Annotated in this window: 8 protein-coding genes; 3 read left to right on the top strand and 5 right to left on the bottom strand. The window is 44.5% G+C overall.

What is annotated here, in order from left to right; genetic code table 11:
* Positions 1-221 precede the first annotated feature (221 nt).
* Entirely contained in the window at positions 222-1,502 is a 1,281-nt protein-coding gene (locus tag EKN56_RS02905) for a hypothetical protein (RefSeq protein WP_130590436.1), read from the top strand.
* 176 nt (positions 1,503-1,678) lie between these two features.
* Here EKN56_RS02905 and EKN56_RS02900 read toward each other — a convergent pair whose 3' ends face one another.
* A complete protein-coding gene (locus tag EKN56_RS02900; protein WP_130590435.1) occupies positions 1,679-3,091 on the bottom strand; it encodes an alanine/glycine:cation symporter family protein in 1,413 nt (470 codons plus the stop codon).
* Between the two features lie 549 nt (positions 3,092-3,640).
* On the opposite strand from EKN56_RS02900, the gene EKN56_RS02895 reads away from it, so the two are divergent.
* Positions 3,641-5,200: a toxin-antitoxin system YwqK family antitoxin gene (locus EKN56_RS02895; protein WP_168189591.1), complete on the top strand. Its 1,560-nt coding sequence runs from the start codon at positions 3,641-3,643 to the stop codon at positions 5,198-5,200.
* Between the two features lie 157 nt (positions 5,201-5,357).
* Here EKN56_RS02895 and gcvP read toward each other — a convergent pair whose 3' ends face one another.
* The 3 genes from gcvP to gcvT form a co-directional block, all read right to left on the bottom strand.
* Entirely contained in the window at positions 5,358-8,237 is a 2,880-nt protein-coding gene (gcvP, locus tag EKN56_RS02890) for an aminomethyl-transferring glycine dehydrogenase (protein WP_130590433.1), read from the bottom strand.
* A gap of 128 nt (positions 8,238-8,365) precedes the next feature.
* On the bottom strand, positions 8,366-8,755 hold the full coding sequence (gcvH, locus tag EKN56_RS02885; RefSeq protein WP_130590432.1) for a glycine cleavage system protein GcvH: 390 nt from the start codon (positions 8,753-8,755) through the stop codon (positions 8,366-8,368).
* Positions 8,756-8,827: 72 nt separating this feature from the next.
* Positions 8,828-9,934: a glycine cleavage system aminomethyltransferase GcvT gene (gene gcvT, locus EKN56_RS02880; RefSeq protein ID WP_130590431.1), complete on the bottom strand. Its 1,107-nt coding sequence runs from the start codon at positions 9,932-9,934 to the stop codon at positions 8,828-8,830.
* Between the two features lie 558 nt (positions 9,935-10,492).
* On the opposite strand from gcvT, the gene EKN56_RS02875 reads away from it, so the two are divergent.
* A complete protein-coding gene (locus EKN56_RS02875) occupies positions 10,493-12,022 on the top strand; it encodes a tetratricopeptide repeat protein (RefSeq protein WP_130590430.1) in 1,530 nt (509 codons plus the stop codon).
* Between the two features lie 26 nt (positions 12,023-12,048).
* Here the strand turns inward: EKN56_RS02875 and ubiI are convergent, their stop codons facing one another.
* Entirely contained in the window at positions 12,049-13,257 is a 1,209-nt protein-coding gene (ubiI, locus tag EKN56_RS02870) for an FAD-dependent 2-octaprenylphenol hydroxylase (protein WP_130590429.1), read from the bottom strand.
* Positions 13,258-13,264: the final 7 nt, after the last annotated feature.

Below are 13,264 nucleotides of genomic sequence, written 5' to 3'. Positions count from 1 at the left end.
ATTTTCACAACCGATATCAGAGTATATGAGAATCATTTCAGTGTACACATGTAAGCTGAATATTTTATGTAAATCTGTGAAATATTTATCGAATAAGAATTCAGTTCAGCACTAGAAACAGGATCGAAATTATTTTAATTGGAAATTTATAACTATAAGACTTTATTAATGAATCTGTGATAATCTCATCGCTGTAAGAATTACTACTCAGGCTATCAGTGATGAATAAGGCCCATTTCTTTACTATAGAATTAGCCCGGCACGATCAAAATGCATCTGGCGAAGAACATCTACACCGCCTGATCGCAATGGATAAAGTTTTTTATACTGACAGTCGACAGTTTATCGATCCATCACTACTAAAAAACCTCACTGTAGGTGATAAGATTTATGTTGGCACACATAGACTTAAGGATGGAACTTATTGGATTCATTGGATTTATAATGAAGCAAAAGGAATACTGGAACCAAAATCAGCCTATATAAATCCATTAGTTACGTTGCTTAAGCTTCCCCTATCTCTGTCATTGATTGCTATCTCTATATACGCATTCTTACGTCTTTTCGAGTCTGATATAAATATTTGGATAATATTACTTCTGTTCATCTTACTCGCAATCCCTTTAGCTGTGGGCTGCTGGTTATTGTTTTCATCCATACACAAGTTGTTCGTTAAGATTAACAGAACCATGCGTAACATATTGTGGGGACTAGAAAATATTAAACAGGGAAAACGCTCATTTTGTTTGCCTGTTGACTCGACACTATTGGATAAATCATCACAGACCTTATGTTTACCTCAAGCAGAATCAGGTAGCGACCTGGATAATATTCATCCCGCAGATTTAGCCCAACTGGACGAAATCTCTTTATGTACTTTACGTGGTAATATCACTCACGTACGGGCACAGCGAGGTTTCACCGGCTCAGGAAACTCACGACGCGACTATGTCGATTATGCATTCTCTTTTCGACAAAACCCTCTTCTATTTAGGGCGGGATTTAGCACAATACTGGAAGACTTCAATCCAGTGTTCTATCGTCAGCATCCCTTTTTTCTAGCAGAAAATGACACAGTAAATCTGGTTATTGATAAAAACAACCATAGGATTCTTGGTATATATAATGAAGAAGATGGTTCTGCTTACTTAAAAATCAGCGGATTGGCGACCTCATATCAACAATTGAAAAACATCTACATAGCCATGGGGCTATCATGCCTGTGTGCATTCATTATGGTCTCAGGTATTGCGCTTTATGAGGTATGGCAACAGGATGGACTACTTAATAAACTGGTGTGGATGAAAGAAGCGGATACATTCATTTTCTTTGTTATAACAATGTTTCTAATTTTCAGCGGAATAATGCTAATCATTGAGCTGCTTAGTTTGCTGATTCGTAAATATTCTCTTAATGCCAGCCGCATTGTTTTTGCTCGTCAGATACTACAACTACTAAAACGCCATCGCAATAAATCGAATCACATTCAGGAAATTCTATAATGTTTGGTGAATCAAAAATACGTATCGCTTTATTGGCGGCCATTTTTATTATTTCCAGCTTGCTGTTATACAGTAAGGCATTTGCTGCAAGCTAAGTGAAGTCACGATACAAAAAGGCGGCACCATCTTTCGATGCTGCCGCCTGTTGTAGTCTATATAACTAAAATTACACGACGTTATTGACCCGGCTCAGGATCCGCAATACCGCTACCGTATCCCGCCATTTTACCCAGCTTAATCACAATCGGTGAAAGCAGCAGTAGTGCAGCAAGGTTCGGTAACACCATCAGGCCGTTGAACATATCTGCCATTTTCCACACCAGTTCCACATTAAACAGTGAGGCAATAAAGATAAAGCAGATCACCAGGAACTGGTAAATACGGACTGCGGACGTTGAACTAAACAGATAACGCACGTTATTTTCCGCATAATAGTACCAGCCAATAATGGTGGTAAACGCAAAGAAGAATAGCGACGCCGAAATAAACAGGCTACCAAAATGGCCAAACACATAGGTATAAGCCTGCTGTGTCACGGTAATTCCCTGACCGTGGAAAATACTCAGGAAGGATTCACCAACGCGACCCGCTGCCTCCCATTCCTTCATACCTGAAGTAATAATCACCAGAGCAGTCACGGTAACAATAACGCATACCACGAACACCCCCATCATAGCGATAAAGCCCTGCTGTTCTGGTCTCGCTACCCGGGCAACGGCGTGAGCATGAGGCGTAGAACCCATACCGGCTTCGTTAGCAAACAGACCCCGGGCAATACCAAAGCGCATCGCCTGCTGGATACCAATACCGACACCACCACCAACTACCGCCTGCGGATTAAATGCCGCGATAAAAATCGACTCAAATGCAGGTAAAACGTATTGGTAGTTAAATGCCAGAATAGTAAAAGCACCAATCAGATAGCAGATGGCCATAATTGGCACGACTTTCTCACTGAAAGAAGCAATGCTGCGAATACCACCGATAATGACCACACCGGCAACGATAGCCATGATTACGCCCATCAGCCAGTTTGGTACACCAAGAGAGCTGTTAAAGGCAGAAGCAATCGCGTTGGACTGCACCATATTACCGATGAAGCCTAAAGCAAAAATAATTAGCACGGCGAAAACGCAGGCCAGCCACTTACACTTTAAACCTTGCTCAATATAGTACGCAGGACCACCAACGGTCTGCCCGTTCCTGTCTTTGGTTTTGAATTTTTGCGCCAGAATAGCTTCAGCATAGATAGTCGACATCCCCAGAAAAGAGGAAACCCACATCCAGAAAATAGCACCCGGTCCACCCGCCAGAATTGCCGTTGCCGGCCCAGCCAGATTCCCTGTTCCTACCTGGCCAGCAATGGCCGTTGCCACCGCCTGGAATGAACTCATCCCGTGCTTGCCTGCTTTATCCCCTTTAAGCGACATTCCGCCAAACAGCGCTTTAACGCCGGAGCCAAAATGTCGAATCTGGATAAAACCTAAACGAATGGTGAAATAGATCCCTGTTCCGCATAGCAGGAATATCAATAGATGGTCCCAGAGCAGGCTATTAACCTGATCGACCAGTTGCTCAAGTATTTCCATACTTTAATTTCTCTTAGTTATGTTGTGTGTTTGCTTGCTTGCTATTTTTTACGCGTACGTTATCGCACGTCATTTTTGTATATGAGCAGTCTGTCACTTTTCTCATTCTGACAGCCTGACATACCCCATCAAAACACCAAGGGAACGAACCTTGATATATCAGTAAGATATGCAAGTAAGTGCCGCAAAATGGCAGAGAAAGAAAACATCTCCCCATATTGCGGGAAATATAACACTAATAATCAAGCGTTGGATAGGGTTATTCCATATAAGTGGTCGGCATGTATCAACATCAATAGCGATGCCTGATAACGGAAATCTCATACTTTCATCCTTACAAACTTAAGTAATTTCAGTATGATGATTAGTGATGTATCACCAAAAAGATCACTCTGCTGCCAATGCAAATCAATAAAATTAATTTTATAAACAATTAGTTATCAATAATTTTTTAAAGATAATTGATGAAACCCAAGGAAAAGCCTTCTCCTCTTCTACATACTCATTGATTATCATTAAATGAATGCTAAAACGAAAAGAGCAAATGGAATGAATAGACAAAAAACGATCTTACTATTACCTCTGATTGGAATAATATTCCTCTCCACATCATGCAGTCTTTCTGACAACCCCGATAACGTTCAAATTAATCAAATCAGAGATTTCTATCCTGTACGTAGTCATTCAAACCATAATAAATCTGATACTTATAATGTACTGGACCTCAATAAAAAAACGAAATGTGGACCAGCCAGGGCCATGTTATCACCTGCATCATTAGGTGTTGACGAAACTACATTTGATAAGATGTGGGTAGACCTGCGTAACAATACAGGGCAAGAAAGGTTTTATAAGTTTACCTATGGTCAATGTATTGATGATGGTGTTTTGATAACAAAAATAGTTGATTGTGCGGAAGGAAAGTGCGGCAAAGAATACACATCAGAGACAGATAAAATATGGTTAAACACATGGGCGTGGGCAGGCGAAGACATTCCTCTAACTGATAATGGACAATATAAATCAGCAGAAGAAAAAGATAATGCACAATATTTTATTCAATTACCATTGAAAGAGGCGCCAGAGAAAAGTGCCTGGGAATTTGAAATCAGATACACCAAACATCCAGACATTATAGCCATGAAGGGCTATATCGATAATAGCCAATTTCTTATGGGCCATTTTATCTTAGAGTATCAGGCATTTTATGGCAGTGGTTCTTTATACCATCAAGGCACATACGACAGACAAGGCCGTCAACAAGGAAAAAGTACTTATTTTTATGATAAATCAGGAAAAGTCAGGTCTGTTAGTTATTATCAGGATGGCAAACTTGAAGGTGAATCTATCAGTTACCATGAAGATGGTAAAATAGCAGGAAAACGGCTATTTAAGGGAAATAATGAAATCACTAAAAATGGGATTTCCTATGCCGACAATGGGCAAATTATAAGAAAATATAGCTATAACGATTCAGGATTAAAAAATGGTACAGAGACAAAGTATTATCCCGATGGAACAGTACAAGAGATAGAGCATTATGTTAATGGTATTCTTACTGGTAAAAACGAAACATACTGGCCTGACGCTAAAATAAAAACACGAAAAATATATAATAAAGGGAAATTAGTCAGTGAAGAAATATGGTTGCAAAATGGAAATAAAGAACAAGAATATCATTATGACTCAAAAAGAAACAAAGTAGGTTTTAGCAAAACCTGGCACAATAATGGTCAATTACGTTCTAATTATTATAATAAAGGTAATCAATACATTACTGAGTTTTTCTATGAAAATGGTAAACCCCACTCCAGAAATATTGATGCAAATAATAATCCGAACAGTCGGGAAGAATGGTATGAAAATGGTAAACCAAAGATCAAACAACTCTATAAGAAAGGAAAAATGGTAAGTTACCAGGAATGGTATGAGAATGGTAATTTAAGAATAAAAGACCTGTATAAAAACGAGCAATTTGTTAGCCGCGAAGAATGGCGCAATAACGGTAAAATATCTGAACGATCGTTGTACAAAAATGGCGAATTAAGCAGAATTGAAAAATATGATGAAAATGGAACGCTAAAAGAACAATACAACTATAAGAGATAAAGATACTAGTTAAGGCGTTTTATCAACAGATAAAACGCCTTAACTTATTGTAAATTAATCGTCGAATCTGACAGCTTTAATACAAAGTAAAAACACGCTTCCGGCCGTACACAGAAAGTAAAACAATCTGTAATCACGGCCGGAATACTCAACAAACTTACCGATATTCCCCCACCGGCACACAAGAACAGAATAAGTTTCTGTCCCCATATACATCATCCAGACGTTTTACCGTTGGCCAATATTTATTATGGAACACTGCCTGAGACGGGAACACCGCCAGATCCCGACTGTAAGGATGGTTCCACTCGTGTACCAACTCACCCTGTACATGCGGTGCATTTACCAGCGGGTTATCATCCAGCGGCCACTCACCGGAATGTACCCGACGAATTTCGCTACGAATAGCCAACATGGCATCAATAAAGCGATCCAATTCCACCTTACTTTCTGACTCGGTTGGCTCCACCATTAATGTACCCGCGACCGGGAATGACATGGTTGGTGCATGGAAGCCATAATCAATCAGGCGTTTGGCAATGTCCATTTCGGTAATGCCACACTCCTCTTTCAACGGGCGAATATCCAGAATGCACTCGTGAGCCACTAAACCGTCTACGCCGTAGTAGAGCACCGGATAGGCATCTTTTAGCCGACGGGCAATATAGTTAGCATTCAGAATCGCTACCTGACTGGCCATCTTCAGCCCTTCCGCCCCCATCATATGAATATACATCCAACTGATTGGCAGAATAGAAGCACTGCCAAACGGTGCGGCAGAGACTGCCCCCTGATGAGTGATCACGCCTTCCAGTTGAACTACACTGTGCCCGGGAACAAACGGCGCTAAATGTTTCTTCACGCCAATCGGCCCCATGCCTGGCCCGCCGCCGCCGTGAGGAATACTGAAGGTTTTATGCAGGTTAAGGTGCGAAACATCAGCGCCAATATAGCCTGGAGTGGTAATACCAACCTGTGCGTTCATATTGGCACCGTCCAGATATACCTGACCACCAAACTGATGCACAATATTACACACTTCACGAATGGTCTCTTCATACACCCCGTGGGTGGATGGATACGTCACCATAATGCAGGAGAGTTCATCACCTGACTGCTGCGCTTTGGCTCTTAAGTCCTGTAGATCTACGTTCCCCTGTTTATCACAATCCACTACTACCACGCTCATACCAGCCATTTGAGCAGATGCCGGGTTAGTACCATGAGCAGAGCTTGGGATCAGACAAATATGGCGATTACCCTGTCCGCGGCTTTCGTGATAACGGCGAATGGTCAGCAATCCGGCATATTCCCCCTGAGCGCCGGAGTTAGGTTGCATACATACCGCATCATAACCGGTGATTTGTGCCAGCCACTGGGAGAGTTGACCAAGTAAGATCTGATATCCGGTTGCCTGCTCTGGCGGACAGAACGGGTGCAGTTCGGCAAATTCTGGCCAGGTAATAGGGATCATCTCGGCGGCAGCATTCAACTTCATGGTGCAGGATCCTAATGGGATCATCGCCTGATTTAGCGCCAAATCTTTACGTTCCAGACGGTGCATATAGCGCATCATCTCGGTTTCGCTGTGATAGCTGTTAAATACCGGATGAGTCAGAATTGGGGTCTGACGTAATAACGCCGCAGGAATGCTCTGGCTTTGGGTTATACATTGGCGATCTAATACGTCGATATCGATATCTGCATGGTCACCACACAAAATATCAAACAGGGTATTCAAATCGTCTACTGTGGTTGTCTCATCAAGACTGATGCCAACTGCACCATCCAGATCGGCCCGCAGGTTAACGCCAAAGCTCAGTGCACGAGTTAACACTGCCGCTTTATCCGCAATCTCTACGCACAGGGTGTCAAACCAACTTTGGTGACGAAGCGTAAGCCCTTTTTGTTGTAATCCTGCCGCCAGAATATCGGTTAACCGATGGATACGTTGAGCGATGCGTTTAAGCCCTGTGGGGCCATGATACACCGCATAAAAACCGGCAATATTGGCCAGCAGCACCTGTGAAGTACAGATATTGGAGTTAGCCTTTTCACGACGAATATGCTGTTCCCGAGTCTGCATCGCCATACGCAGTGCGGTGTTACCGGCAGCATCTTTAGATACGCCGATAATCCGTCCCGGCATGGAACGTTTAAATTCATCACGACAGGCAAAAAACGCAGCATGTGGTCCACCGTAGCCCATCGGAACACCAAAGCGCTGAGAGGAACCAAACACCACATCAGCCCCCATAGTGGCCGGAGACTCCAGCAACACCAGCGACATAATATCTGCGGCCATACAGGTAATAACGCCACGCTGTTTTAACTGCTGCAATAACGCACTGTCATCATGTAACTCACCGGTAGTGCCGGTCAGTTGAACTAAAGCACCAAACAGATCGCTATGGTTTAACACATGGCTGGCAGGTCCAACGATCACATTAAAGCCAAAAGCCTCTGCGCGAGTTTTAACGACATCAATAGTTTGCGGATGAACATCCTCAGCCACAAAGAAACTGTTGGCCAGTTTTAATTTACTGGCTCGTTTAGCCATTGCCATGGCTTCTGCCGCGGCGGTTGCTTCATCCAGCAATGATGCTGAAGCTAAATCTAAACCGGTGAGGTCTTGAGTCATCTGCTGGAAATTGAGTAACGCCTCCAGACGCCCCTGAGAGACTTCCGGTTGATACGGAGTATAAGCGGTATACCAACCCGGATTTTCCAGCATATTACGCAAAATCACCGGTGGCGTCAGGACTGCGTTGTAGCCCATACCAATATACGATTTATAGCGTTGGTTTTGTTCTGCTATGGCTTTGAGCTCCGCCAGTGCCTGATGCTCCGTCTGGGCATCGCCCGTTGCCGGAGGATGTGGTAATTGAATATCGGCAGGAACAATAAACTGAGTTAACTCATCAAGACTTTTTGCCCCAATAATTTCCAGCATTTGCTGACGCTGCTCTGCGGATGGACCAATATGGCGCTCGATAAAAGATTCGCCGTACTCAAGCTGCTTAATTGTTCGATTCATTGGATAACCTTCCTGAATTTATTCGATAAGGCCGCCATGCCTGATATGGACTGATACCTGTGAAGGAATACGGATAGCGGAAATAAAAGCAAAACGCCCTGTATCTTAAGTACAGGGCGTTTTATCAGTTACTCATCATCCAGCGTTGCCAGGTAACCTGCCGCATCCAATAAACTATTGAGCTCATTAATATCATTGGCTCTGATTTTAAACAGCCATCCTTCAGCGTATGGCTCACCGTTAACTAATTCTGGAGCATCACTTAGTTGCTCATTTACCGCGATGATTTCACCGCTGAGAGGTGAATAAATATCTGAAGCAGCTTTTACTGACTCAGCAACCGCACACTCTTCACCAACAGAAACATTATCACCAACGTCCGGGAGTTCAACAAACACCATATCACCCAGCAAATGTTGAGCATGGTCAGTAATTCCAACGGTATACACACCCTCTTGCTCTTCACGCACCCATTCGTGTGACGTCGCATATTTCAAATCAGCAGGTACATTACTCATGTCGTTCTCCATTTTTATGGCTATTTTCAACTGACTCTGTTTAATTCAGTGGTTCAGGATAATTAATCTGGCTTATTCAGTAGGTGCCAACAGCGATTTGCCGTTACGCACAAATCCGGGTTTAACCACCCGTACCGGCATTTCACGATTACGAATTGGCACGATGGCTACATCACCAATACCTTGTGGAACACGCGCCAGTGCAATACTGCAACCTAATGTAGGGGAAAATGAACCGCTGGTGATCACGCCCTGATGCTCTTTACCTGCCGCATCGCAAAACATCACCGGTAGTTCATTGCGCAATACACCTTTCTCAGTCATGACCAGACCAACCAGTTTATCGGTGCCCTGTTTACGCAAAACTTCTAATCTTGCACGACCAATAAAATCACGATCTGCTGGCTCCCAGGCAATGGTCCAACCCATATTGGCGGCCAGAGGAGAAACCCCTTCATCCATCTCCTGACCATACAGGTTCATTCCCGCTTCCAGCCGCAATGTGTCGCGAGCCCCTAAACCACAAGATTTCACACCGGCGGCCATCAGTTTCTGCCACCAGTCATCCAGTTGGCTTGCGGGCATCATCAGTTCATAGCCCTCTTCCCCGGTATATCCGGTGGTAGCAATAAACAGATCGCCGGACTGAATGCCGAAGAAGGGTTTCATCTGGCTAACCGCCTGACGTTGTTCGTCCGTCAGTAAGGTGGCTACTTTTTGCTTTGCCTCTGGCCCTTGCACTGCAATCAAGCCCAGGTCTTCACGTACACGAATTTCAACGGCAAAGGGTTTGGCATGCTCGTTGATCCACGCCAGATCTTTTTCTCGCGTCGCGGAGTTCACAATCAAGCGGAAGAAATCTTCTGCCAGAAAATAAACAATCAGATCGTCAATCACCCCTGCTGAAGCATTTAGCATCGCGCTGTACAACGCTTTACCGGGCTGAGTTAATTTGACGACATCGTTTGCTAACAGGTAACGAAGAAATTCACGGGTATTAACACCGTGCAAATCCACGATGGTCATATGGGAAACATCAAACATGCCCGCATGTTGGCGTACGGCATTATGTTCATCGATTTGTGAACCGTAATTGAGTGGCATCATCCAGCCATGGAAATCAACCATGCGGGCGCCACAGGCGAGGTGTCTATCGTACAGAGGGGTCTTATTGGTCATTGCGTCCTCTTTAAATACTTCAGGGTGAATCCCGTAATAGATAAATCGGGTGCCAAAAACGGCATCTGACTTCATGTGATAATAAGTTAACGTAATTGTTAATAATTATCGCAACATGTGAACAATTGCTATGATGCAGCAGTTTTGATTCATAAACTGCGTTTTTCTGCACAGAAATCAGTATTGGTTTTATTAAAGTTGGATAGGGATTAGAGAGAGATATTTAACAACTATTTAATTAACAACTAGTTGAATCAATATTCGGATTAGATAAAGTAATGCTGAAACATTCAGAAGATTAGAATTTTTCATACCTGAACCACAATTTACCCTCTCAGCTTTTCTAAATTTTTACTGCATGCATCATGACCAAATGTCCAACTGCGCTTACCCCCAGCATAAGGCTCAATATCTTCTGCTTTTTAGTATATGATTACGGCTATTAAACGCACCACTTTCAGCCATACATGCATCGTTCTATCGCCATGTTGGCGGCGGTTCATCAGGGAAGTGTTCGCCTCGTCATAAACGAAGATATGGGAAGTTACAGTACGTTTTATGAAGAAAAAAGCTAAGGTTAGCAGCTCAGCTGCCACGCCACAGTCTCTGCAGCAGACGGTGACAGAACTAATTAACGCCGGAAAAATTGAAGAGGCCTTGAAAAAAATTCAGGTCCGGTTGATGTTTGCCCCTAAGGACACCTGGTTTTTACATGAAGCCGCACGTCTTTACCGTCGTAGTGAAAAACTGGATGAGGCTGAACGTTATTACTTACGAGTGCTGGCCGTGAACCCACACGACCTTGGCTCATTAAACGGACTCGGTCTTACCTACTACGACCGCGAAGACTTTGCCAATGCAGAAAAATACTATCAGATGGCGTTGTCGGTATTACCTTCTTATGCCGGTTGTCGCAATAACTACGGTATTATGCTGCATAAAATGGACCGCTATCAGGAGGCAGCTGAACAGTATCAGTTAGCCTTAGAAGCAGACCCAAACCATCTGGAAGCACGCTTCGGACTAAGTTCAGTATTGGCCCATATGCAGCAGTTGAAACCCGCAGCTGAACATATGCGCCGCCTTTTAGAACTCTCGCCGCAAGATGCCCGAACCCAATGCACCTTAGGCATGGTTTTAATGCAACAAGGAAATTTTGAACCGGGTTGGGCGCTATACCGCAGTCGTTATAGTAAAAATAACCCTCGCCGTTTTGTGAATCTGCCATCAATTAACCGCCCCTATTGGGAAGGTGAAGATCTGACCGGCAAAGCCATTTTGGTCCATACGGAACAGGGGATGGGGGATGAAATACAATTTTGTCGCTTCGTCACTCGCCTGAAGCAGGAAAAAGGGGCATCCGCAGTTTATCTAATGTGCCGCCCGGTGTTGCATACTCTGATGCAATCTCTACCTAATATCGACGGTGTTATCATATTAGATAAAGACAATCCTGCCACATTGCCGGAATTTGACGTCTGGAGTTTGCTGCTGGACTTACCGCGACACTTTGTTAACAGTCAGGACCCTTTCGCCCTGCAACCACCTTATGTGTTTGCTCCCCCTCAAATACCAGAACAATGGCGTTTGCCTTCGGCAAGTTTCCGTCGTTTACGTGTAGGCTTGGTATGGAAAGGTTCATCTCAGCACGCTAACGATCGCAACCGCTCTTTAGCCAGTTTGTCAGTACTGCACCCGCTATGGTCAGTGCCTGATATTGAATGGGTCAGTTTGCAGAAGGGAGAAGGCGAAGACGAAGCCCTTAATGCACCGGCAGAGTTCCCTATTCTGGCCTTAGGCCATCAGGTAACCAGCTATGCAGATACCACAGCAATTATCGATCAGTTGGATCTGGTGATTACCGTTGATACTTCTGTTGCTCACCTTGCCGGAGCCATGAACAAACCATGTTGGGTAATGCTCCCGGCCTTTGCCATTGACTGGCGATGGATTAAGGGGCAGGAAACCTCCCCCTGGTATCCGGCGATGCGTCTATTCCGTCACAGCGACGAAAAATCATGGACAGAAGTCATTGGCCGAGTTCGCGATGCCTTAGCCCAGTGGCATGACCAACAGACTAAGGCCTAATCACCAAAGATAACGCTGGCAGTGCTCTATAACGGGCTTGCCAGCCAGTCTGGTAAATCGCGCAGCCCCATGGCCTGATGAACCAGATGAGGTTTTACCCCCGGTAGGGTATCCGCCAGCTTTAACCCGACATCCCTGAGCAGTTTTTTAGCCGGATTATCACCATCGAACAGATCCCGGAACCCCTGCATTGCTGCCAGCATCATCGCTGCACTCTGCTTACGGCTGCGTTCATACTTTCGTAAATAGAGATAATTGCCTAAATCTTTGCCCTGCTTCTGTAAGCGACGAATCTCTTCTGTCAGGCAGGCTGCATCCATAAAACCAAGGTTAACACCCTGCCCGGCCAGCGGATGAATAGTATGCGCCGCATCACCAACCAGTGCCAATCGATGAGCAGCAAAGCTGCGCGCATAGCGAGCCGTTAAAGGAAATATTGCTCTGTCACTCACAACATGGCAGCGCCCCAGACGGTTATCAAATGCGATACCTAACTGGTGATTAAAATGTTGCTCATCCATTTGCTTCATTTGCTCAGCTTTTTCCGGTGGTAATGACCAGACAATTGAGCACAGATCTGTTTGCCATAGCGGCAGGAAAGCTAAAATGCCATCGCCATGAAATACCTGACGGGCACAGCGTTGGTGAGGCTCATCAGTGCGAATGGTGGCAACCAAAGCATGATGACCATAATCGCGAAACGTCAGCGGGATATCTGCATGCTGACGCACCCATGAGTTAGCACCATCGGCACCGACCACCAGACGACCACTTAACATTCGGCCATCCTCCAGCGTGATAAAGGCTTCGTTTTCACCTCTGATCACTTGCTTAAGTCGGGCGGGTGCCAGCAAAGTTATATCGCCACTGCTGTTAGCTTTATCCCACAATGCTTTATGAATCACATCATTTTCAATGATATGCCCCAGATGGGTATAACCGTAATCTTCTGCTTTAAAAGCAATACGCCCAAAGCTGTCCCGATCCCAGACATCCATGCCGGAATAAGGGCTTAGGCGTAAAGCCTCAATACCTTTCCATACACCCAGGTAATCAAGAAAACGCTCGCTGGCGGCATTAATTGCCGAAACCCTCAGACTTGGGTCGGTAGACAGGGATTCATCCGGCAATTGATTTTCAATAATAGCAATACGCAGGCCGCTGCCCTGTAATCCACAGGCCAGAGAGAGTCCAACCATACCGCCACCGGCAATTATTACATCATAAGAGTGCATGAACGAT

The organism is Limnobaculum zhutongyuii (assembly GCF_004295645.1).
GTDB lineage: Bacteria > Pseudomonadota > Gammaproteobacteria > Enterobacterales > Enterobacteriaceae > Limnobaculum > Limnobaculum zhutongyuii.
This window is presented reverse-complemented; position numbering and strand designations above follow the sequence as displayed.